Annotated in this window: 24 protein-coding genes and 1 pseudogene; 13 read left to right on the top strand and 12 right to left on the bottom strand. The window is 68.6% G+C overall.

Features of this window, described 5'->3' with window-relative positions:
* Positions 1 to 4: 4 nt before the first annotated feature.
* A complete protein-coding gene (locus G6N28_RS23605) occupies positions 5 to 421 on the bottom strand; it encodes a BlaI/MecI/CopY family transcriptional regulator (RefSeq protein ID WP_163904570.1) in 417 nt (138 codons plus the stop codon).
* Between the two features lie 231 nt (positions 422 to 652).
* Here G6N28_RS23605 and G6N28_RS23600 point away from each other — a divergent pair, with 231 nt between their 5' ends.
* From G6N28_RS23600 to G6N28_RS23565, 8 genes are all read left to right on the top strand, one after another.
* On the top strand, positions 653 to 1,432 hold the full coding sequence (locus tag G6N28_RS23600; RefSeq protein WP_163904568.1) for an iron reductase: 780 nt from the start codon (positions 653 to 655) through the stop codon (positions 1,430 to 1,432).
* 192 nt (positions 1,433 to 1,624) lie between these two features.
* Positions 1,625 to 2,029, top strand: coding sequence for a PaaI family thioesterase (locus G6N28_RS23595; RefSeq protein ID WP_163904566.1), 405 nt, complete (start codon positions 1,625 to 1,627; stop codon positions 2,027 to 2,029).
* Positions 2,030 to 2,083: 54 nt separating this feature from the next.
* Entirely contained in the window at positions 2,084 to 2,386 is a 303-nt protein-coding gene (locus G6N28_RS23590) for an urease subunit gamma (protein WP_128107697.1), read from the top strand.
* A gap of 8 nt (positions 2,387 to 2,394) precedes the next feature.
* Positions 2,395 to 2,709, top strand: a complete 315-nt coding sequence (locus G6N28_RS23585; RefSeq protein ID WP_163906577.1) for an urease subunit beta — start codon at positions 2,395 to 2,397, stop codon at positions 2,707 to 2,709.
* Positions 2,706 to 4,427 (top strand): urease subunit alpha, encoded by a 1,722-nt coding sequence (locus G6N28_RS23580; protein WP_163904564.1) that lies wholly within the window; start codon positions 2,706 to 2,708, stop codon positions 4,425 to 4,427. Before G6N28_RS23585 ends, G6N28_RS23580 begins: the two co-directional genes overlap by 4 nt.
* Complete coding sequence (locus G6N28_RS23575; protein ID WP_163904562.1) at positions 4,427 to 5,062, top strand: urease accessory protein UreF; 636 nt, start codon at positions 4,427 to 4,429, stop codon at positions 5,060 to 5,062. Before G6N28_RS23580 ends, G6N28_RS23575 begins: the two co-directional genes overlap by 1 nt.
* Before the next feature lie 10 nt (positions 5,063 to 5,072).
* Positions 5,073 to 5,759 (top strand): urease accessory protein UreG, encoded by a 687-nt coding sequence (ureG, locus tag G6N28_RS23570; protein WP_163904560.1) that lies wholly within the window; start codon positions 5,073 to 5,075, stop codon positions 5,757 to 5,759.
* Entirely contained in the window at positions 5,759 to 6,385 is a 627-nt protein-coding gene (locus tag G6N28_RS23565; RefSeq protein ID WP_163904558.1) for an urease accessory protein UreD, read from the top strand. Before ureG ends, G6N28_RS23565 begins: the two co-directional genes overlap by 1 nt.
* Here the strand turns inward: G6N28_RS23565 and urtE are convergent.
* The 8 genes from urtE to G6N28_RS23525 form a co-directional block, all read right to left on the bottom strand.
* Entirely contained in the window at positions 6,382 to 7,074 is a 693-nt protein-coding gene (urtE, locus tag G6N28_RS23560; RefSeq protein WP_163904556.1) for an urea ABC transporter ATP-binding subunit UrtE, read from the bottom strand. The two genes, G6N28_RS23565 and urtE, sit on opposite strands and share 4 nt — an antisense overlap.
* Positions 7,074 to 7,880, bottom strand: coding sequence for an urea ABC transporter ATP-binding protein UrtD (urtD, locus tag G6N28_RS23555; protein ID WP_163904554.1), 807 nt, complete (start codon positions 7,878 to 7,880; stop codon positions 7,074 to 7,076). The genes urtE and urtD overlap by 1 nt, the downstream gene beginning before the upstream one ends.
* Positions 7,877 to 9,001 carry an urea ABC transporter permease subunit UrtC gene (gene urtC, locus G6N28_RS23550; protein ID WP_163904552.1) on the bottom strand — a complete coding sequence of 375 codons (1,125 nt, stop codon included), beginning with the start codon at positions 8,999 to 9,001 and terminating at the stop codon, positions 7,877 to 7,879. Before urtC ends, urtD begins: the two co-directional genes overlap by 4 nt.
* Entirely contained in the window at positions 8,998 to 9,882 is an 885-nt protein-coding gene (gene urtB / locus G6N28_RS23545) for an urea ABC transporter permease subunit UrtB (RefSeq protein WP_163904550.1), read from the bottom strand. Before urtB ends, urtC begins: the two co-directional genes overlap by 4 nt.
* A gap of 7 nt (positions 9,883 to 9,889) precedes the next feature.
* A complete protein-coding gene (gene urtA / locus G6N28_RS23540) occupies positions 9,890 to 11,140 on the bottom strand; it encodes an urea ABC transporter substrate-binding protein (RefSeq protein ID WP_163904548.1) in 1,251 nt (416 codons plus the stop codon).
* Positions 11,141 to 11,321: 181 nt separating this feature from the next.
* Positions 11,322 to 12,695 (bottom strand): type II NADH:quinone oxidoreductase Ndh, encoded by a 1,374-nt coding sequence (locus tag G6N28_RS23535; protein ID WP_163904546.1) that lies wholly within the window; start codon positions 12,693 to 12,695, stop codon positions 11,322 to 11,324.
* A 33-nt stretch (positions 12,696 to 12,728) separates the two neighbouring features.
* The gene (locus G6N28_RS23530; protein WP_163904544.1) at positions 12,729 to 13,736 is read right to left on the bottom strand and encodes an LLM class F420-dependent oxidoreductase; all 1,008 of its coding nucleotides are present in this window, start codon (positions 13,734 to 13,736) and stop codon (positions 12,729 to 12,731) included.
* 29 nt (positions 13,737 to 13,765) lie between these two features.
* Positions 13,766 to 14,437, bottom strand: a complete 672-nt coding sequence (locus G6N28_RS23525; protein WP_163904542.1) for an SDR family oxidoreductase — start codon at positions 14,435 to 14,437, stop codon at positions 13,766 to 13,768.
* A gap of 179 nt (positions 14,438 to 14,616) precedes the next feature.
* Here G6N28_RS23525 and G6N28_RS23520 point away from each other — a divergent pair, with 179 nt between their 5' ends.
* The 4 genes and pseudogenes from G6N28_RS23520 (at position 14,617) to G6N28_RS23510 (ending at position 17,745) form a co-directional block, all read left to right on the top strand.
* A complete protein-coding gene (locus G6N28_RS23520; RefSeq protein WP_235674673.1) occupies positions 14,617 to 15,408 on the top strand; it encodes an ABC transporter permease in 792 nt (263 codons plus the stop codon).
* Between the two features lie 6 nt (positions 15,409 to 15,414).
* Positions 15,415 to 15,864, top strand: a pseudogene (locus tag G6N28_RS27480) (ATP-binding cassette domain-containing protein); the annotation flags it as partial.
* Positions 15,865 to 15,954: 90 nt separating this feature from the next.
* Positions 15,955 to 16,467 (top strand): TOBE domain-containing protein, encoded by a 513-nt coding sequence (locus G6N28_RS27475; RefSeq protein ID WP_407665024.1) that lies wholly within the window; start codon positions 15,955 to 15,957, stop codon positions 16,465 to 16,467.
* Positions 16,468 to 16,656: 189 nt separating this feature from the next.
* Positions 16,657 to 17,745, top strand: a complete 1,089-nt coding sequence (locus tag G6N28_RS23510; protein ID WP_163904528.1) for an alanine and proline-rich secreted protein Apa — start codon at positions 16,657 to 16,659, stop codon at positions 17,743 to 17,745.
* Positions 17,746 to 17,766: 21 nt separating this feature from the next.
* Here the strand turns inward: G6N28_RS23510 and G6N28_RS23505 are convergent, their stop codons facing one another.
* Positions 17,767 to 18,012 (bottom strand): CDGP domain-containing protein, encoded by a 246-nt coding sequence (locus G6N28_RS23505; RefSeq protein ID WP_163904526.1) that lies wholly within the window; start codon positions 18,010 to 18,012, stop codon positions 17,767 to 17,769.
* 171 nt (positions 18,013 to 18,183) lie between these two features.
* On the opposite strand from G6N28_RS23505, the gene G6N28_RS23500 reads away from it, so the two are divergent.
* Positions 18,184 to 19,206: a zinc-binding alcohol dehydrogenase family protein gene (locus G6N28_RS23500; RefSeq protein WP_276001717.1), complete on the top strand. Its 1,023-nt coding sequence runs from the start codon at positions 18,184 to 18,186 to the stop codon at positions 19,204 to 19,206.
* Here G6N28_RS23500 and G6N28_RS23495 read toward each other — a convergent pair.
* Positions 19,199 to 19,969 (bottom strand): CPBP family intramembrane glutamic endopeptidase, encoded by a 771-nt coding sequence (locus G6N28_RS23495; RefSeq protein ID WP_276001716.1) that lies wholly within the window; start codon positions 19,967 to 19,969, stop codon positions 19,199 to 19,201. The genes G6N28_RS23500 and G6N28_RS23495 overlap by 8 nt on opposite strands.
* A 5-nt stretch (positions 19,970 to 19,974) precedes the next feature.
* A complete protein-coding gene (locus tag G6N28_RS23490; protein WP_163904523.1) occupies positions 19,975 to 22,392 on the bottom strand; it encodes a phosphoketolase family protein in 2,418 nt (805 codons plus the stop codon).
* Between the last annotated feature and the right edge of the window lie 6 nt (positions 22,393 to 22,398).

Below are 22,398 nucleotides of genomic sequence, written 5' to 3'. Positions count from 1 at the left end.
TCCCTCAGTCGGTGCCTGAATGGCCAGTGACCGGAGGAATGCGGTCCTTGCTTTCCAGATCGGCCAGCGCACGACGCAACGCCGCGGCCTCGTCGGCGCCGACCCGCTCGACGAAGTGGACGAGCGCGGCCTCGCGGCTTCCCGAGTCCGCCGCCTGGTCGAGCGCATCGACCATCAGGCCGGCGACCAGTTCGTCACGGCCGTGCGTGGGTGCGTAGCGGTGGGCACGATCGTCGCGGTGCTGGACCACCAAGTTCTTCTTCGCGAGCCGCTGCAGCACGGTCATGATCGTGGTGTAGGCCAGGTCGCGCCGCGCCGACAGGGCCTCGTGGACCTGCCGCACGGTCTGGGGCTCCGGCGCGGACCACAGATGGTCCATCACCTCGCGTTCAAGGTCCCCCAGACGCGTCAATTTGGCCATGCGAATGTTCTCTCCTAGAGACTGCTGATCCAGCTTACTACGGCTTTACTACGGTGCGTCGTATCCCTATGGCGGGGCCGCCACCCGCGGCCGCCGTTGAACCTCTGCGGCGTCGCTCACCACCGGTTCTTGCCTGGTTCTCGCCGGCCTGTGACTCCAGTCACACGGTCTGGCCCTGATCACGCATAGGACTATAGTAAGCCTAACCTAAGTAGACATCGGGAGGTGCGCATGACAGTCGCGGTCGACGATCCGCTCATCGCCAGCATGGCGATCAAGCGACCGCTGCCCCTGCACGAATCGAGCCGACGCCTGCGCGAGCTCTACCCCGAATGCCCGCGAGTCTATGGCGTCGCCGTGATGGGTGACCTCTCGCGGCGGCGATGGTGGCCGCTCACCGAGGTGTTGACCACCGACCGCCTGCAAACCATGTTCGAAATCGGCATCGAGGAAACCGACAGCCCGATCGCGGTGGCCCAGCAGTTGGCGGCCACGTTCGCCCACGTCGTCGTGGGACGGGTCATCCCGCTCGTCGTGCTGGAGGCGCGCGCATGGGACACCGGCCTGGAAAACCTGTGGGTGCACGTCGATTCCGAAGGCGCCGTCGACTGGGTCGGCGTCGTGGACCCGACGCTGCGGGCCCTGCCGGACGATCCGTTCTTCGCCGACCGCCGGGCCATGCGGGTGACCAACCCCGCGCGTGACGGGATCGTGGCGCTGCCCAGCGAGGCGGCGCTGACGACGTGGATCGCCCACCGCAGCCACCGCGCTCTCGAGCCGCTGTTCACCAAGCTGGCCGACGTGAGCGGGGGAGCGATGTCGATCGCGTCGATGTGGCACGCCGTCGGGACGGCCGTGGTCAGCGCGGCGACCCTGATGCCACTGCTCGCCGGGTGCAGCGAACTCACCAGCATGCAACGCAGCCAGGCCGTGCTCGACGCGTTCGTCGGCTTCGGCTTGCCGGTGCGCGGAACGTCCCGCATTGCCGCGACGAAGGTCTTGCTGAATTAGGATAGCCTTGCCTATTATTAGCGGCGGAACACCGGACAACCACCGGACCGCGCCGGAGTCCTGAGGGCTGCAGTGACTCCCGGTCCACACGAAGGACGGGCCCCGCACCGCCTGGTGCGGGGCCCGTCTGATTTCCCGCACCGGCCGCCCCCTGCGGGCGGCGCGGCGACGCAAACGTGTAGACACGATCGCGTGACCACCGACGTACCGGCCGAACTCGGCAAGGGATTCGACAACGAACTCGGCCTGAAATTCCTCGAGCTCACCCCCGACGGCGGGACCGCGCAGCTGACCATCGACGACAGGCTGCTGCAACCGGCGGGCATCGTGCACGGCGGGGTGTACTGCTCGATCATCGAGAGCCTGGCCAGCGTGTCCGGCCACCTCTGGCTCACCGAGCACGGCGGCGGGGACGTGGTCGGGGTCAACAACAACACCGATTTTCTGCGTGCGATCTCCTCGGGCACGGTCACGGCGGTGTCCACCCCGATCCACCGCGGTCGGCGTCAGCAGCTGTGGCAGATCACGATCACCGACGACAACGACCGTGTCGTCGCCCTCGGCCAGGTGCGCCTGCAGAACATGCCTGCGCAGTAACAACCGCATTGCTTGCGCTGCCTTCCCGTGCGCGGCATGGCAATATCGCCGACTATGCGTTTGACACCGCATGAGCAGGATCTGCTGCTGCTGTCCTACGCCGCCGAGTTGGCGCGGCGCCGACAGGCCCGCGGCCTCAAGCTCAACCACCCCGAAGCGGTCGCCGTGATCACCGACCACATCCTCGAGGGGGCCCGCGACGGGCGCACGGTCGCGGAGCTCATGGTCAGCGGTCGTGAGGTCCTGCGCCGAGACGATGTCATGGAAGGGGTGCCCGAGATGCTCGACGACGTCCAGGTGGAGGCGACGTTTCCGGACGGCACCAAGCTCGTCACCGTCCACCACCCGATCTCATGAGCACCCCGATGGTGCCCGGTGAAATCGTCTTCGGAGACGGCGACATCGAACTCAACGCCGGCGCGCCACGCCTGCAGTTGGAGGTGGTCAACAGCGGCGACCGTCCCGTGCAAGTCGGCAGCCATGTGCACCTGCCGCAGGCCAACGCGGCGCTGATGTTCGACCGCGACGCCGCGCACGGCTTTCGGCTCGACATTCCCGCGGGCACCGCGGTGCGGTTCGAACCCGGTGTGGCCCAACGGGTTGCGTTGGTTCCGCTGAGCGGATCGCGGGAAGTGCACGGGCTCACGCTGTCGCCTCCCGGCCGCCTGGACGCGTCATGACCCGGCTGTCGCGGCCGCGGTACGCCGCGCTGTTCGGCCCGACCGCGGGGGACCGGATCCGGCTGGCCGACACGGATTTGTTCGTCGAGATCACCGAGGACCGCAGCGGCGGCCCGGAGCTGGCGGGCGACGAGGCGGTGTTCGGCGGCGGCAAGGTGCTGCGCGAGTCGATGGGCCAGGCGCGTGCCACCAGGGCCGACGGTGCGCCCGACACCGTCATCACCGGTGCGGTGATCATCGACTACTGGGGAATTATCAAGGCCGACATCGGAATTCGCGATGGGCGGATCGTCGCCATCGGCAAGGCGGGCAATCCCGACATCATGGCGGGGGTGCATCCCGACCTGGTGGTCGGGCCGTCCACGGAGGTCATCGCGGGCAACGGCCGCATCGTGACCGCCGGCGGCATCGACTGCCATGTGCATCTGATCTGCCCGCAGCTGATGGGCGAGGCACTCGGCGCGGGCATCACCACCGTGATCGCCGGCGGCACGGGACCTGCCGAGGGCAGCAAGGCCACCACCGTCACGCCCGGCGCATGGCATCTGGGCCGGATGCTGGAGTCGTTGGATTCATGGCCGGTGAACATGGCGCTGCTCGGCAAGGGCAACACGGTCAGCACCGAGGCGATGTGGGAGCAATTACGCGGTGGCGCTTCGGGTTTCAAATTGCACGAGGACTGGGGGTCCACACCTGCGGCCATCGACGCCTGCCTGGGCGTCGCCGACGCGGCCGGGGTGCAGGTGGCGCTGCACTCCGACACGCTCAACGAGGCGGGGTTCGTCGAGGACACGATCGGCGCGATCAACGGCCGGTCGATCCACGCGTATCACACCGAGGGCGCGGGCGGCGGCCACGCGCCCGACATCATCACGGTGGCCGCGCACCCGAACGTGCTGCCGAGTTCGACCAATCCCACCCGGCCCCATACCGTCAACACCCTCGACGAGCACCTCGACATGTTGATGGTGTGCCATCACCTCAACCCCGCCGTCCCAGAGGATCTCGCGTTCGCCGAAAGCCGTATCCGGCCGTCGACGATGGCCGCCGAGGATCTGCTGCACGACATCGGCGCGATCTCGATGATCGGCAGCGACTCCCAGGCGATGGGCCGCATCGGCGAGGTGGTCCTGCGCACCGTGCAGACCGCGCACGTGATGAAACGCCGCCGCGGCGCACTGCCGGGCGACGGTGCCGCCGACAACAACCGGGTGCGCCGCTACGTGGCCAAGTACACGATCTGCCCCGCCGTCGCGCACGGCCTCGACGACGAGGTCGGGTCGGTCGAGGTGGGCAAGCTGGCCGACCTGGTCTTGTGGGAGCCGGCGTTCTTCGGGGTGCGCCCGCACGCGGTGCTGAAGGGCGGCATGATCGCCTGGGCGGCAATGGGAGACGCGAACGCCTCCATCCCCACCCCGCAGCCGGTCCTGCCGCGGCCGATGTTCGGCGCCGCGCCGGCGGCCGCGGCCGCCACCTCGGTGCACTTTGTGGCGCCTCAGGCCGTCGAGGACGGGCTGGCCGACCGCCTCGCGGTCAACCGCCGCCTGGTCGCCGTCAAGAACGTGCGCGCGGTCGGCAAGGCCGATCTTCCGCTCAACGACGCGCTGCCCGCCATCGAGGTCGACCCGGACACGTTCACGGTGCGCATCGACGGCGAGGTGTGGCAGCAGGATCCGCCGGCCGAACTTCCGATGGCGCAACGATATTTCCTGTTCTGATGACGAACCTCACGACGTTGCTCACGCTGTCGGACTCGCGGTTGCCCACCGGCGGGCACGTGCACTCCGGCGGCGTCGAGCAGGCCGTCGCCGAGGGCCTGGTTCGCGACCTTCCGACGCTGCGGGCGTTTCTGCGCAGGCGCATGCGCACCCACGGCCTGGTGGCCGCCTCGGTTGCCGCTGCCGTCTGCGCCGGGCGGCTGAGCACCCAGGAGGCCGATCGCGAGATCGACGCGCGCACCCCGGCTCCCGCGGCTCGTCAAGCCTCACGCACCCAGGGCCGCGGCCTGGTGCGGCTGGCGCGGCGGGTGTGGCCGGACACCGACTGGCAGCCGCTGGGCGCCACGCCGCATCTGGCGGTGGCGGCAGGCGTGGCGGGCGCGGCCGGCGGAACCCCGCCCGAACACACCGCGCTGTCGGTGATCTACACGACGATGACCGGATCGGCGACGGCCGCTCAGCGGCTGTTGGCGCTCGACCCCGGGGACGTCGCGGCCATGACGTTTCACCTGGCGCCGCTGTGTGACCAACTCGCCGGCGAGGCAGCCAAGGAGCTGTGCGAGCTCTCCGATCCGCTGCTCGACGTCCTGGCCCAACGGCACAGCCAACGCGAACGCCCCCTGTTCGCCTCCTGAAAGGCACGCTATGCCACCGCATTTTCTCGATGGCCGACCCCACGCACACGTCGACCGGCCGAAGCGCCCGCGCCGGCCGGGGGAGCCGCTGCGCATCGGCGTCGGCGGGCCCGTCGGGTCGGGAAAGACCGCGCTGGTGGCCGCGCTGTGCAGGCAGCTGCGCGACGAGCTGTCGCTGGCGGTACTGACCAACGACATCTACACCACCGAGGACGCGGACTTCCTACGCCGCCATGCGGTGCTGCCCGATGCGCGGATCGCGGCGGTGCAGACCGGCGGCTGCCCGCACACCGCCATCCGCGACGACATCACGGCCAACCTGGACGCCATCGACGACCTCATCGCGGTCAACTCCGGAGCCGAGGACCCGCTGGACCTGATCCTGGTCGAGTCCGGCGGCGACAACCTCACCGCCACCTTCTCGTCCGGGCTTGTCGACGTCCAGATCTTCGTCATCGACGTGGCGGGGGGTGACAAAGTGCCGCGCAAAGGCGGTCCCGGCGTGACGTATTCGGATCTGCTGGTGATCAACAAGATTGACCTGGCGCCGCTGGTCGGCGCCGACCTCGACGTGATGCGCCGCGACGCCACCACCGTCCGCGAGGGCCGACCCACGGTGCTGATCTCGCTGACCGAGGACCCGTCGGCGGCTGCGGTGCTGACCTGGGTGCGCCAACAGCTGCAGGTGCCGGTCTAGTGCGGTCGGACGTCCTCATCGTCGCGACCCCGGGCCGTCGGCCGCGCATCGAGTGCACCGGGGGCCTTGCCGCTCGCCACACCGAGCCCGACACCGTTCATCTGGTGTCGGCCGCGGCCACCCCGCTTGGCGGTGACGCGCTGCACATCCGCGTGATGGTCGCGCCCGGCGCGCGGCTACGGGTGCGCACCGCGGCGGCGACGGTGACGCTGCCCGGTGCGACGACGGTCGAATCACACGCGCTGTGGTCCCTCGAGGTGGCCGGTGACCTCGACCTGGATCCGGAGCCCACCGTCGTCGCCGCCACGTCGCGCCACCACAGCGCCACCCGGCTGACCCTGGCCACGACGGGCCGCATCCGGCTGCGCGAACGCGTGCAGATCGGCAGATCCGGTGAGCACCAAGGGTTCTGGTCAGGATCGCTGCACGCCGACGTCGACGGATCGCCGTTGGTGCGCCACCGTGTCGAGCTCGGCAACGGCTCGATCACCGACGACGAGCTGGGCACGCCGATGGCGTGTGTCAGCGAACTGCACTACCCGCGAGGCACCGCCCAGACCCGGGGGATGCCGCTGGCGCTGGCCGGCGGCGGGTGCCTGTCGACGTGGCAGGGAAGGCGCCTCTAGATCGCCATCGCGGCACGCACTTCGGTCTCGGATGCCGAACCGCCCGCGCCGCTCGAGGTGAGGCGCCCGGCTTCCAGAATGTAATAGTGCTGCGAGGACTCCAACGCGAAGCCGATGTGCTGCTCGACGAGCAGCACGCCGAGGTCGCCGCGGTTGGTCAACTCGACGATGGCGGTTTCGATCTCGGCGACCACCGACGGCTGGATGCCTTCGGTCGGTTCATCGAGGATCAGGCACTTGGGGCTGGTGATCAGCGCCCGTGCGATCGCCAGCTGTTGGCGTTGCCCACCGGACAACAGCCCGGCCTTGCGGGTCAGCAGTTCCTTGAGCGCGGGAAACAGGTCGAGCTGCTCGTCGATGAGCTGGCGTCCGTTCTTGCGCCCGTCGGCGACGACCTGGAGGTTCTCCATGGTGGTCAGCTGGCCGAAGGACTGTTGGCCCTGCGGGACGTAGGCCACACCACGTGCCACCCGGGCGCTGGGCCGCAGCTTGGTGATGTCCTCGCCGTCGAAAAGCACCGTGCCCGCACTGCATTTGAGCAGCCCGACCGCGGCCCGCAGCAGCGTGGTCTTACCCGCCCCGTTGTGCCCCATCACCGCGGCCACCCCCTCGCGGGGCACCTCGATGCTGACGCCGTGGACCACTTCGGAGCGGCCGTAGCCGCTGCGGACATCGATCAGTTGCAGCATCAGCGGTTCTCCTCGACGAGCTCGGCACCGGCGGCGGCGGTGCCGAGGTAGACCTCCTGGACCTTCGGGTTGGCCTGCACCTCGGCGACGGTTCCGTCGGCGATCACGCGCCCGCGGGCCAGCACGGTCACCGAGGTGGCGAAGGCCCGCATGAAGTCCATGTCGTGTTCGACCACCACGACGGTGCGTTCGGCGCCGATGCGGCGCAACAGGTTTCCGGTCTCCTCGCGTTCCTCGTGGCTCATGCCCGCCACCGGCTCGTCGAGCAACAGCACGTCGGCGTTCTGTACCAGCAGCATGCCGATCTCCAGCCACTGCTTCTGGCCGTGGGCCAGCGCACCGGCGGGCTGGTCGGCCAGATCGGCCAGCCCGATCGTGTCGAGCGCGGCTTCGATGGCGGGCAGCACCCCGTGGCGGCGGCGCAGCAGAGTCCACACCGATCGGCCCGCGCCCGCGGCGATGTCCAGGTTCTGCAGCACGGTCAGCTGCTCGAACACGCTGGCGGTCTGAAACGTGCGTCCCACGCCCAACCGGGCGATCTGGTGCACCTTCTTGCCGAGCAGTTCGACGCCGGATTTGTTCACCGATCCGGTGGCGCTGACCAGCCCGGTGATCGCGTCGATGACGGTGGTCTTGCCCGCCCCGTTCGGCCCGATCAGAAACCGTAGGTCGCCCTGGAACAGGGTGAGGTCAACGTCGCTGACCGCCTTGAACCCGTCGAAATCGACGGTCAGCCCGCGGATCTCGAGGTACTCGGCGGCCATTCCGGCGTTGCCGCCCGCGACCGGTGTGCTTTGGGTCGTCATGTGGATGCACCCACCTTCTGGCTGTCAGGTTCGGTGTCGGGCGCAGACACCGGTTGCGGTGCGGGTGACGGTTTGGTCCTGCGCAGACGGCGGCCGGCGAACACCGCGCCGAGTCCGGCGATGCCGGCGGGCATGAAGCCGACGACCACGATGAACAGCAGCCCCTGGGCGTAGGTCCACTCCGACGGAAAGCGTTCGGAGAACACGGTCTGGGCCCAGGCGACGCCGATGGCGCCCAGCACCGGGCCCAGCAGCGTGGTGCGGCCGCCGATCGCCACGCCGATCAGGAATGCGATCGACGGCAGGATGCCCACCTGTGACGGCGCGATGAAGCCGACGATCGGCGCGAACAGGGCACCCGCGATGCTGGCGAACAACGCCGCGACGGAGTACGCGACCACCTTGATGTTGGCCGGGTCGTAGCCGAGGAAACGCACCCGCTCCTCGCCGTCGCGAACGGCCACCAGCAGCTCGCCGTACCGGCTTGCCATGAGCTGGCGCACCACCGCGACGACGAGCAGGAGCACCGCGGCGGCGATGAAATACAACATTCGCCGGTTCACCGGGTCGTTCAGCGTGAACCCGAAGAAGGTGCGAAACCTGTTGAGCCCGTTGCTACCGCCCAGGCTGGTCTGTCCGACGAGCAGGATGGCCAGTGCCGCCGCCAGCGCCTGCGACAAGATCGCGAAGTAGGCGCCCTTGACCCGGCGTTTGAACACGCCGAGACCGAGCGCGGCGGCGATGGCGGTCGGCAGCAGCACGATGGCGGCGAGCGTGAACGCGGGGGAGGCGAACGGTGCCCAGTAGCCGGGCAGTTCGCGCACCCCAGCGATCTGCATGAAGTCCGGCACGTCGTCGCCGCGCAACTGCGCGTCGGCGATCTTGAGGTGCATACCCATCATGTAGCCGCCGAGGCCGAAGAACACGCCTTGGCCCAAGACCAGCATGCCGCCGCGGCCCCACGCCAGGCCGATGCCGACCGCCACGATCGCGAAGCACAGGAACTTGGCCAGCAGGCTCAGCCGGAAGTCGGACAGCACCGCGGGCGCGACCCCGAACAGCAGGACGGCCGCGACGCCGAAACCGGCCCAGGTCTGCCAGCGGCCCAGAAGGGTTCTCACGCAAGGCTCCTTGTCCGGACGGTGAACAGGCCCTGCGGACGGACCTGCAGGAAGATGACGATGATCACGAACAGGATCACCTTGGCCAGTGAGGCGGTGGTGTTGTACTCGATGAACGAGTTCGCGAAGCCCAGCGCGAACGCCGCGATCACCGTGCCCTTGAGCTGGCCGAGGCCGCCGACCACCACCACCAGGAACGCGTCGATCAGATAGCTCTGCCCGATGGTGGGGCTGGTCGAACCGATCAGCGTCAGCGCCACGCCCGCAACGGCCGCCAGCCCCGAGCCGACGAAGAACGTCGTGACGTCGGTTCTGCGTGAGGAGATCCCGCTGGTCTCGGCGAGGTCGCGGTTCGCCACCACCGCCCGTATTCGGCGTCCCATCGGGCTGAACTTCAATGCCGCGGCCAGCGCGGCGACACAGACAACGGCCAGCACCAGGATGAAGATCCGCGTCTTGGGCACCACCGCGCCGAGGATCTCCACACCGCCGGACAACCACGGCGGTGCGACGACGTTGACCGCGGGCGCACCGAAGATGTCACGGGCCACCTGCTGCAGCACCATGCCCACGCCGAACGTCACCAGCAGCGTGTCCAGCGGCCGGTGATACATCCGCCGGATCAGCGTGGTTTCGAGCAGCGCGCCGAGCGCACCGCCGACGAGAAACCCGATCACCAACGAAATCAGCAGCGAGGCACCGGCATTGGAGATAATCTGCTGCACCACGAATGCGGTGTAGCAGCCGGCCATGATGAACTCGCCGTGCGCCATGTTGATGACGCCCATCTGGCCGAACGTCAGCGACAATCCCAGCGCGGCCAGCAACAGGATCGAGCCGAGGCTCAATCCTGTTGCCAGCTGCCCGATCAGGACATCCATGCCCGGGTCAGCTGGAGAGGCCGGCCGCCCACGGATAACCCTTGAGGTAGGGGTCCGGCTCGATCGGTCCCGCGGACTCCCAGACCGTGTAGATCAGGCCGTCGGGCCGGATCTCGCCGATTCGGGCGGTCTTGGTGATGTGGTTGTTGTCGCCGTCGATCTGCACCAGCCCCTCGGGTGCGTCGAACTGAACGCCGCCGGCGGCCTTCTGCACGTCGGGCACCGCGAACGACTCCGCCTTCTCAACGGTGTTCTTCCACAGGTACACCGAGACGTAGGCGGCTTCCATCGGATCCGAGGTGGGCTTGTCGGCGCCGTATTTGTCCTTGTACGCCTTGACGAACGCGTTGTTCACCGGGCTGTCGATGGTCTGGTAGTAGTCCCATGCGGTCAGCTGCCCGGTGATGTTCTGCACCCCGATGCCGCCGATCTCCTCCTCTGCGATCGAGACCGACACGACGGGCATGTCCTGCGGGGTCAGGCCGACGTTGCGGTACTCGCGGAAGAAGGCCACGTTGGAGTCGCCGTTGAGGGTGTTGAACACCGCGTCGGCATCGGCGGTGCGGATCTTGTTGACGATGGTGGAGAAGTCCGTCGAGCCCAGCGGCGTGTAGTCCTCGCCCTTGATCTCGATGCCGTTGGCGTCGGCGTACGCCTTGATGATGCGGTTGGCGGTCTGCGGGAAGACGTAGTCGCTACCGACCAGGTAAAGCGACGTGATGCCCTTCTCCTTGAGGTAGTCCAGCGCGGGCACGATCTGCTGGTTGGTGGTCGCGCCGGTGTAGAAGATGTTGTCGGAGGCCTCCAGGCCCTCGTACTGCACCGGGTAGTACAGCAACGCGTTCGCGGACTCGAACACCGGAAGCATGGCCTTGCGCGACGACGAGGTCCAGCCGCCGAAGACCGCGGCCACGCAGTCGCTGCTGATCAGTTTTTCGGCCTTCTCGGCGAACACGGTCGGCTCGGACGCCCCGTCCTCGCCGACCAGTTCGATCTGCTTGCCCATCACACCGCCGGCCGCGTTGATCTGCTCAACGGCCAGGTCGATGGCGTGCCGGACGGTCACCTCGGAGATGGCCATGGTGCCCGAAAGCGAGTTCAGCGCCCCCACTTTGATTGTCGGACCGGAGGTGTCCACACATGACTCGGCGTTGGCCGAGCCGGATTCGGTTGCCTTGCTTCCGCAGCCGGCCAACACCAGTGCCGTTGCGGCGGCGATGCTTCCGACCACCAGCGCTGAGCGTCGTTGAAGTCGCATGAACAGCCTTTCCCTCTATGTCCGCAGACAACGTGCGGTTGTCGCTTCGGGACGTTAGAGCGGCTGTGTTTCTGCCACATGTCTGTATGTGACGAACAAATTAACCTGTCGGGCGGCGAGGCCGGATCGGCGCAGCTAGCGGCGCGCGAGTACCTTGCTGGCACAAGGTTATTGAGCGGGTCTAGACCGCAGCTTTCTGCGTGTCCTGCACCGACGCCGCGATCTCCTCGAGCGATTCGATGCGGGTGCGGGCGTAGGCCTGCTGCTCGGTGATGGTGAGGTTGCCGCGCTGGGTCGACAGGAACGTCACCGTCCACGACAGCAGCGTGGTGAGCTTGCGGCGGAACCCGACCAGGTAGACCAGGTGCAGCACCAGCCAGGCCAGCCAGGCGATGAACCCGCCGAACTCCACCGGCCCGATCTTGGCGACCGCGGAGAACCGGGACACGGTGGCCATCGAGCCCTTGTCGAAGTACTGGAACGGCTCGCGCTGCGCCGGGTCGGCGCCCTTGATCTCGGCCTTGATCGCATCGGCGGCGTATCTGCCGCCCTGGATGGCGCCCTGCGCCTGGCCCGGCACCCCTTCGACGTATGCCATGTCGCCGACCACGAACACGTTCGGGTGTCCGGGGATGGTCAGGTCCGGTTGCACCACCACGCGGCCGGCCTTGTCGATCTCCACGCCGGACTGCTCTGCCAGATCGCGGCCCAGCGGGCTTGCCGAAACGCCCGCCGACCACACCTTGGTCGCCGACTCGATGCGGCGGATGGTGCCGTCGGCGTCCTTCACCGTGATGCCGTTGCGGTCGACGTCGGTGACCATGGCGTTGAGCTGGATGTCGACGCCCATCTTCTCGAGCCTGGCCATGGCCTTGTTGCCGAGCTTCTCACCCATCGGCGGCAGCACGGCGGGTGCCGCGTCGAGCAGAATCACTCGCGCGGTGGTCGAATCGATATGGCGGAACGCGCCTTTGAGAGTGTGATCGGCCAATTCGGCGATCTGGCCTGCCATTTCGACACCGGTCGGGCCCGCACCCACGACGGTGAACGTGAGCAGCTTCTCGCGGCGAGCCGGGTCACTGGACCGCTCGGCCTGTTCGAAGGCGCTCAGGATGCGCGCCCGCAGCTCGAGTGCGTCGTCGATGGACTTCATGCCGGGCGCCCACTCCGCGAAGTGGTCGTTGCCGAAGTAGGACTGCCCGGCGCCGGCGGCCACGATCAGCGAGTCGTACGGCGTGACGTAGGTGTGGCCGAGCAACTCCGACGTGACGGTCTGGTTGGTCACGTCGATGTGTGTGACGTCACCGAGCAGCACCTGGCAGTTCTTCTGCTTGCGCAGGATCATCCGCGTCGGCGGTGCGATTTCACCCGAGGCGATGATGCCGGTCGCGACCTGATACAGCAGCGGCTGGAACAGGTGGTGGGTGGTCTTCGCGATCAACTTGACGTCGACATCGGCACGCTTGAGTCTTTTGGCAGCGGTCAACCCACCGAACCCTGATCCGATGATCACGACTGTGTGACGATCAGATGCAGTGGCTCCGGGATGGCTCATGATCGGGCTCCTCACGGTGCTTCACGTGCAGGTCTACCCACCACGGTAGATGTCTGAACCTCGGTTCGACGAATCCGTGTGCTGTGGCATATCCCACGTCAGGAGCCCAGACTCGCCCTCGAGAATCGGCTTGAGGAGCTCGCCGACCGCGGTGACCCCACCGGGCTGATATCCGTTGAGGCTTGTCACCGGGCTCAGGATCACGCCGTCGACGCCGACGTCGAACACCTTGGCCTTGAGCTGCTCGACGACCTGCTCGGGGTTGCCGTACACGGCCTGCTGCTTGAAATCGTCGGGAATCATTTCGCCCGTGATGTTTTCGCCGATGAGCGCGATGACGAGCATGCTGGTTTCCAGCGTCGCCGGATCACGGCCGACCTCGTCACACCGCGCTTTGACCACATCCAGCTTGCGGGGCAACTCGTCGAAGCCGGCGATGAGGTTGAGGTGGTCGAAGTGCCGCGCCGCGAGGGGAATCGTCTTCTTCTCGCCACTGCCGCCGATCATCAGCGGAATGTGGTCGCGCAACCGCGGCTCGGCCATCGCCTCTTCGGTGCGGTAGTAGTTGCCCGAAAACGTCGGGCGCTCGCCGTGCAGCATCGGCAGGATGATCTGCAGCGCCTCGTCGAGCTTGTTGAACCGCTCGGTGAAGGTGCCGAATTCGTAACCGAGGCTGTTGTGTTCGAGCTCATACCAGCCGGTGCCGATGCCCAGAACGGCACGGCCCTGGCTGATCACGTCGAGCGTGGTGATGGTCTTGGCCAGCAGCGTCGGGTTGCGATAGGTGTTGCCGGTCACCAGGGTGCCCAGCGCGACGCGCTCGGTGGCGGTGGCCAACCCGCCCAGCGCGGTGTACGCCTCGAGCATCGGCGCATCGGGTGTGCCGAGCCCGGGCAGTTGGTAGAAGTGGTCCATCACGAAGACCGAGTCGAAGCCGGCGGCCTCGGCCTCCTGCGCCTGGGCGATCACGGTGGGGAAGATCTGCGCGACACCGGTGCCGTAGGAGAAGTTGGGTATCTGGAGTCCAAGTCGAATGCTCACGCAGTAGTTCTACGGCGCGGGGTTGCGATTCATTCCCAGGCGGCGTGCGCACCCTGGCTGACGTGCAGGGTCTGCCCGGTGATGTGGCGTGCGGCCGGGGTGGTGAGGAACAGCGCGAGCCGGGTGATCTCCTGGCCCGCCGTCGGCGTCGCCCGCGACACCCCGTCGTAGCCCGGTTCGGCGCTGCGGCCCGCGGCCACGGCGTTCACCGTGATGCCGCGGGTGCCGAAATGGTTTGTCTGCCCGGCCGTCCAGTCCGTCACCGCGGCTTTGATGGCCGCTTCCGCGCTGCCGTCGCCCGGGTGTTCGGGTATCACGGTGACGATCGACCCGCCTGACCGCAGATGGTCGCCGAGCAGCTGCACGGTCAACACCGCCGAAAGCACGGTCGAGTCCAGCGTCTGACGCCACGCCGTCGCGTGATCCGCCAGCGAGTAGGCGCGCGGGTCGCCGGCATCCCACCGCAGGGCGGGCGCGTTGACGATCGTGTCCAGATGGTGGGGGAACTGTCCGCGCGCGTCTTCGAGGCTGGCCGGATCGGTGTTGTCGACGACGATCGCGTCGACGTCGAGTTCTTTCGCGGCGATCTCCAGATCACCGCGTCGAGCGCCGGCGATCACGACCCGGTGTCCGGCGTCGCGGAAACCTTCCGCGATCGTGCGACCCAGATCGGTGTCACCTCCGGTGACCAGGACCTCCATCGCAAGGACCTCCTTCGTGATTCGACGCTGAATCCAACCGCGTCCGACCCATGTTACTGGACAGTAGCTACGGGACGAAACAGGCGCGCGGACGACTGGTCGCGGCGTGTTGGCCCAACGCCGCGCAACCCCGCGGACGTGTCCTAAGGTTTGGCTGTGAAGCGGGAAAAGGGCCGGATTTGACCACGTCAGCCCTGCCTCGCTGGCTCTACCTACCCGCCACGATTGGCGCGCTGTTCGTGGCCCTGCCGCTGGTCGCGGTGGCGGCCAAGGTCGACTGGCCGAATTTCCTCTCGCTGATCAGCAGCGAGGCGTCGGTGACGGCGCTGCTGCTCAGCCTCAGAACCGCCACCGCCAGCACCGCCCTGTGCCTGCTGTTCGGCGTCCCGATGGCGCTGGTGCTGGCCCGCAGCGACAGCAGGCTGGTGCGCTTCGTCCGTCCGCTGGTGCTGCTGCCGCTGGTGCTGCCGCCGGTCGTCGGCGGTATCGCGCTGCTGTATGCGTTCGGTCGGCTGGGTCTGCTCGGCAGGTACCTGGAGATGGCGGGCGTCGACATCGCGTTCACGACGACGGCCGTCGTGCTCGCCCAGACGTTCGTGTCGCTGCCGTTTCTGGTGCTCGCGCTGGAGGGCGCCGCCCGGACGTTCGGCTCCGACTACGAGGTGGTGGCCGCGACGCTCGGCGCCGGGCCGACCACGGTGTGGTGGCGGGTGTCGCTTCCACTGCTCGCACCGGGTCTGGTGTCGGGGGCCGTGCTGGCGTTCGCGCGGTCGCTCGGCGAGTTCGGCGCCACCCTGACGTTCGCCGGTTCACGACAGGGCGTGACCCGCACGCTGCCGCTGGAGGTCTACCTGCAGCGCGAAAGCGACGCCGAGGCCGCGGTCGCGCTGTCGCTGCTGTTGGTCGCCGTCGCCGCCGTGGTGGTGGTCGGGCTGGGCAGCAGGCGGTTGCGGGGTGCCAGTGCCTGGTAGCCGACCGTGACCGGGATCAGCGTGCGCGCCGCCGTCGAAAACCGCGGTGTAGACGTCGAATTCGAGGTCGGCGCGGGCCAGGTGCTGGCGGTGCTCGGCCCCAACGGTGCGGGCAAGTCGACGGTGCTGCACGTGATCGCGGGGCTGCTGCGTCCCGACGCGGGTTTCGTGCGGGTGGGGGAGCGGGTGCTGACCGATGTCGGCTCGGGGATCCACATCGCCACCCACGATCGGCGTGTCGGGCTGTTGATGCAGGACCCGTTGTTGTTTCCGCATCTGAGCGTGGCCGCCAACGTGGCCTTTCCGCCGCGCAGCCGCAGGCCAGCCCACTGGTTGACGGAGGTCGACGCCGCGGAGCTGGCCTCGCGGATGCCGCGTCAGCTCTCGGGTGGGCAGGCGCAGCGGGTGGCGCTGGCGCGGGCGTTGGCCGCCGAGCCCGACGTGCTGTTGCTCGACGAGCCGCTGGCCGGGCTGGATGTGGCCGCCGCGACCGCGGCCCGCAAGGTGCTGCGAAAGGTGCTGGTGCGCGACGACCGCTCGGCGGTGATGGTCACCCACGACATCCTCGACGTGCTGACGTTGGCTGACCGTGTGATCGTGCTGGAATCGGGGCGCGTCGCCGAAACCGGCTCGGCGGCGGCGATATTGGCGACGCCGCGCAGTAGGTTCGGGGCGCGGTTCGCCGGCGTGAACCTGGTCAACGGTGTGGTGGGCGCCGACGGCGCGCTGCGGACGCGAACAGGGATGTCGTGGCACGGCGAGCGGGCCGCCGATGTGGTCGCAGGGGATTCCGCGGTGGCGCTGTTCTACCCCGCCGCCGTTGCGGTCTATCGCGACAGACCACGCGGCAGCCCCCGCAACACCGTCGAGGTGACCGTCGCCGAACTCGACAGCCGGGGACCGGCAATCCGGGTGCGCGCCGAGGACCAGCCCGACGGCGCTCCGGGGCTGGCTGCCGACATCACCACCGAAGCGGCGGCCGAGTTGCGGTTGACGCCGGGCGAGCGGATCTACTTCGCGGTCAAGGCGCAGGAAGTGGCGATCCATCCGAGCCCGTAACACCGCCGGCGGTCGCCGCGAAATCTCGGGTGGGACGCACCCCGCGCGACGCGCGGGGCCTTTATGCTGCCAGCAACTCGCCACAGGCGTGGCTCTCTGGGGCTGTTGCGATCTCAGCAAGCAAAAGATTAAGCACAATAAGAGCAACTCACACTTGCGTCACGCCGGTAACACGGTAACTTCTTTCCCATGGATCAGCCGGATGCGTTAATTCAACACCGTAGGGGCATCTCGAGGTCGCTGGCGACCGCCGTGTTGACCGGTGCCACCGCGGTTGCCCTCGCGCTGCCCTCGGTGGCACATGCGCAGCCCGAACCCACCCCGCCGCCTCCGCCTCCCGCGCCTGGCGCGCCCGGGCCCGCTCCGGGTGTACCCGCGCCTCCCGCCGATCCGAACGTCCCGCCGCCCCCGCCGGGCGTCGCGCCGGCACCTCCGCCGCCACCGGGCGTCGCACCGGCACCACCGCCCCCGCCGGGCGCTCCGTTACCGCCGCCGGCCGATCCCAACGCGCCGCTGCCGCCCGCCGATCCCAACGCACCGGCGCCGCCGCCCGCCGACCCGGGTCGCGTCGAAAACGCCGCGGGCGGGTTGAGCTTCGTCGTGCCGGCCGGATGGCAGGTGTCCGACTCGACCCAGCTGTCCTACGGGCAGGCGTTGTTGACGAAGGTGACCCCGGAAGGGGCCGAACCGCCGAACGACACCAGCATCCTGCTCGGGCGCCTGGACCTGAAGTTGTTCGCCGGCGCGGAGACCGACAACACCAAGGCCGCGCAGCGCCTGGCCTCGGACATGGGCGAGTTCTTCATGCCGTTCCCGGGCACCCGCGTCAACCAGGAGACGGTTGAGCTGGACGCCGACGGCATGCCGGGCGTCGCCTCCTACTACGAGGTGAAGTTCACCGACACCAACAAGCCCAACGGCCAGATCTGGGCGGGCGTGGTCGGCGAGGCCACCGAGCCGGGCACCCCGCGCGGCCAGCGCACCCCGGAGCGCTGGTTCGTCGTGTGGCTGGGCACGGCGAACAACCCGGTGCCCAAGGAGGAGGCCGTCACGTTGGCCAACTCGATCCGGCCCTACACGCCGCCCGTGCCCGCGGTTCCCGCGGACCCGAACGCGCCGCTGCCGCCGCCGGATCCGAACGCACCGCCGCCACCGCCTGCCGATCCGAACGCACCGCCGCCACCGCCTGCCGACCCGAACGCGGCGCCACGGCCTGGCGTCGGACAGCCCGTTCCGGTGGCGCCGGAGGACGCGCCGGGCATGCTGCCGCCCGCGTGATGCCCGTCAGCGGCTAGCGGTTCAGGGACCGACCCACGGCGGCTGGGCAACGGCGACGTTGGTGATGAAGCAGTTGCTGCCGCCGAAGCCCAGGGCGCCGGCTGCCTGGCACCGTTCGAAGCTGCCGTCGGGGGCGATAGGCCCGTCGCAGATCTCGCCGCCACCCCACGGCGTCCAACCACCCTGACAACCGGCGTTGGCCGGAGCGGCGAGGGCAATGCCGCCCGCCGCGAGAGCGCCGATCGCCAGCGCCGCCAAACCCTTCATCGGTTCACCCTCCCTTCGCACAGGTGCCGGACTCGCGCCGGCACCACCTGGCTCGGCCGGCCCCGCCGACCGTCGTCATCACCAGGTTACGTCCTCGTTGTGACATCGAAATCCCACCGGCTTGTAGCCCGAGGGGTGGTGTGGCACAACACATCGCGCCACGATGGGGTGATGAGCACCACTTCGACGATGACCGCGTGGCGCGTCACGGCCCCGGGCCCGATGGACACCGGGCCGGCAGAGCGCGTGACGGCACCAGTACCCCGACCCCAGGCCGGTGAACTGCTGATCGCAGTGCGCGCCTGCGGTGTCTGCCGCACCGACCTCCATGTCGCCGAGGGGGACCTGCCGGTGCATCGGCCGGGGGTGATCCCCGGTCACGAGGTCGTCGGCGAGGTGGTCGAGGTCGGCCCGGGCGCCGCCGACGAGTTCGCCGTCGGCGACCGGGTCGGTGTCGCGTGGCTTCGGCACACCTGTGGACGGTGTTCGTACTGCAGGCGCGGGTCGGAGAACCTCTGCCCGGACTCCCGCTACACCGGATGGGACGCCGACGGCGGCTATGCCGAATTCACCACGGCGCCAGCCGCTTACGCTCATCACCTGCCGTCTGGATACTCCGACGCCGAGTTGGCGCCGTTGCTGTGTGCGGGCATCATCGGCTACCGCGCGCTGTCGCGGGCCGACCTGCCCGACGGCGGACGGCTGGGGATCTACGGCTTCGGCGGCAGCGCCCACATCACGGCGCAGGTGGCGCTCGCGCGGGGGGCAGAGGTGCACGTCATGACCCGCGGGGCGAAGGCTCGGGAACTGGCGCTGAAGCTGGGCGCGGCGTCAGCGCAGGGTGCCGCCGACCCGCCGCCGGTAAAGCTCGACTCGGCGATCCTGTTCGCCCCGGTCGGCGAACTGGTGCTGCCCGCATTGGAGGCACTGGACCGTGGCGGCACGCTGTCGATCGCCGGAATTCACCTGACCGACATTCCCTCGCTGAACTATCAGCGCCATTTGTTCCAGGAGCGCCAGGTGCGGTCGGTGACCTCCAACACGCGCGCCGACGCCAGGGAGTTCCTCGCGTTCGCGGAACGGCACCGCATCGAGGTCACGTCGCCGCAGTACCCGCTGGAGCGGGCCGATGCCGCGCTCGGCGACCTTGCCGCGGGCCGGATTTCGGGCGCAGCGGTGTTGATGGTCAGGTAGACAGCTGCCACACCAGCGCGGCGGCCAGCGCGCCGAGCCCGTTGAGCGACCAGTGCAGCGCGATCGGGGCGATCAGGCTGCCGCTACGGCGCCGCAGCCAGGTGAACACGAAGCCGGCGACGGCGGTGGCCACCACCGCGAGGACGACGCCTGCCAGCGTGCCCAACCAGCCGCCGCCGAACAGCCGGGTGAAGCCGACGTTGCTGGTGGTCAGGCCCAACGAGGTCGCGATGTGCCACAGCCCGAACAGCAACGACCCCGCGGCCGCCACGCCGCGAAATCCCCAAGCCCGGTCCAGCGCGCCCTGCAGCACACCGCGGAACGCCAGCTCCTCGGGGATCACCGTCTGCAGCGGGATGATGATCATGGAGGCGATCAACGCGCCGGAGATCGTCGCGTAGTTGTTGTTCATGAACAGCGGCCGGGTCCACGGCAGCAGGGCGCCGAGCGCGATCACCGACACCACCACCGCGACCGCGGCCAGGGCGTAGCCCGCACCCGACCGCCAGTGCGCGCGGCTCAACCCGAGCTCGGCCCAGCCCAGCCCGCGGGAGCGCACGAGGATCAGCAGGCCGACCGCGGCGGCGGGAACGACCGCGATGCTGGCCCACGGGGTGGTGAAGTGCGCGATCAGGTTCGTCAGCGCCAGCACCACGATGACGATGCCGATGTCGACGTAGGTGCGGAAGCGGTGCAACGCCGACAGCTGCTCGACCAGCGGGTGCGGCGGGTTCGCTAGCACTGCTTGCTCGGACACAACCATCGATCCTAGCGGGGGGTCTCGCCGCGGGCGTCCTGGGACAGCGACGGTCCCTGATAGGCGGGGTCCCAGGTCCAGTCGGCGACCGCCGGGTCGTCCTCGCCGTGGTCGCGGGTGTAGCGGCGCGCGGCCAGCCGCGCATCGACCATCCGTTGCCGCAGCACCGCCGCGCGATCGGCCAGGTCGCCCACCCGGTCGATGACGTCGATGACGAGATGAAAGCGGTCGAGGTCGTTGAGCATCACCATGTCGAACGGGGTGGTTGTGGTGCCGCGCTCCTTGTATCCGCGCACGTGCAGATGCTCATGGTTGGTCCTGCGGTAGGTCAGCCGGTGAATCAGCCACGGATAGCCGTGGTAGGCGAAGATCACCGGCTTGTCGGTGGTGAACAGCGCGTCGAACTCGTGATCGGAGAGCCCGTGGGGATGTTCGGTGTCGGGTTGCAGCCGCATGATGTCGACGACGTTGATCACCCGCACGCCGAGCTCGGGCAGCTCGCGGCGCAGGATGTCGGCGGCGGCCAGGGTTTCCAACGTCGGAATGTCGCCGGCACAGGCCAGAACCACGTCGGGCTCGCCGTTGGTGCTGCTGGCCCAGCCCCAGATCCCGAGCCCGCGGGTGCAGTGGGCGATCGCCTCGTCCATCGTCAGGTACGTCAACCCGGGCTGCTTGCCCGCGACGATCACGTTGACGTAGTGGCGGCTGCGCAGGCAGTCGTCGGCGACCGAGAGCAGCGTGTTGGCGTCCGGAGGCAGATACACCCGCACCACCTCGGGGCGCTTGTTGGCGACGTGGTCGATGAAACCGGGATCCTGGTGTGACGCGCCATTGTGATCCTGACGCCAAACATGGGATGTCAGAAGGTAGTTCAACGAGGCGATCGGCCGGCGCCAGGACAAGCTCCTACTGCTGAACAACCACTTGGCGTGCTGGTTGAGCATCGAGTCGACGATGTGGACGAACGCCTCGTAACAGCTGAACAGCCCATGTCTGCCTGTCAGCAGGTACCCCTCGAGCCAGCCCTGGCACAGGTGCTCGGAGAGCACTTCCATCACCCGCCCGTCGGGGGCGAGGTCCTCGTCGTCGGGGCTGATCTCGGCCAGCCACGCCTTGGCGGTTGCCTCGTAGACGGCCGATAACCGGTTCGAGGCGGTTTCGTCGGGGCCCATCAACCGGAACCGGTCCGGGTTGCGCGCGATCACGTCCCGCAGAAAGGTGCCGAGCACCCGGGTGGCCTCGGCGGTCTCGCTCGCCGGCGTGTCCACCGCCACCGCGTAGTCGGTGAACGGTGGCAGGTCCAGATCACGCAGCAGCAGCCCGCCGTTGGCGTGCGGGTTGGCGCTCATGCGGCGCTGGCCCGTCGGGGCCAGTGCCCGCAGTTCGGGCCGCAATGCCCCGTGCTCGTCGAACAACTCGTCGGGACGATAGCTGCGCAGCCAGGCTTCCAGCTCGGCCATGTGCTCGGCGTTGGTTCGGGTCTCCGACAGCGGGACCTGATGGGACCGCCACGTTCCCTCGACCTTCTTGCCGTCCACCTTCTTGGGACCGGTCCAGCCCTTGGGGGTGCGCAACACCACCATCGGCCACAGCGGACGACCCGTTTCGCCGTCGAGCCGGGCGGCCCGCTGGATCGCGGCGATCTGGTCGAAGGCCTCGTCGAACGCGGTGGCCAGCTGTTGGTGCACGTTGACCGGGTCGTCGCCGGCGACGGTGATCGGCCGGTATCCGTAGCCGAACAGCAGCGACTCGAGCTCCTCCTGCGGTATGCGCGCCAGCACCGTCGGGTTGGCGATCTTGTAGGAGTTGAGGTGCAGGATCGGCAGCACCGCACCGTCGGTGACGGGGTTGAGGAACTTGTTGGAGTGCCAGCCGGCGGCCAGCGGGCCGGTCTCGGCCTCGCCGTCGCCGATCACGCACGCCACCACCAGGTCGGGGTTGTCGAACGCCGCCCCGTAGGCGTGCACCAACGCATATCCGAGCTCGCCGCCCTCGTGGATGGATCCGGGTGTCTCGGCCGCGACGTGGCTGGGTATCCCGCCGGGAAAGGAGAACTGGCGAAACAGCTTTCGCATTCCGTCGGCGTTTTCGGTGATCGGGGAGTAGACCTCGGTGTAGGTGCCCTCGAGGTAGGCGTTGGCGACCAGCCCCGGTCCGCCGTGGCCTGGGCCCGTGATGTAGATGAGGGACAGATCGCGGTCGCGGATGACGCGGTTCAGGTGGGCGTAGATCAGGTTGAGGCCCGGCGTGGTGCCCCAGTGGCCGAGCAGCCGCGGCTTGATGTGTTCGGCGGCGAGCGGCTCGTGCAGCAGCGGGTTGTCCAGCAGGTAGATCTGCCCCACCGAAAGGTAGTTTGCCGCGCGCCAATAGGCGTCGATCAGCGCCAGCTCGTCGTCGGTCAGGGTGGGGGAGAGCGGCTCCACGGTCATGATGCG

The sequence above is a fragment of the Mycolicibacterium pulveris genome (assembly GCF_010725725.1).
GTDB classification, from domain to species: Bacteria; Actinomycetota; Actinomycetes; order Mycobacteriales; family Mycobacteriaceae; genus Mycobacterium; species Mycobacterium pulveris.
Note: the sequence above shows the minus strand (reverse complement) of the source record. Positions and strands in the feature narration are given on the sequence as shown.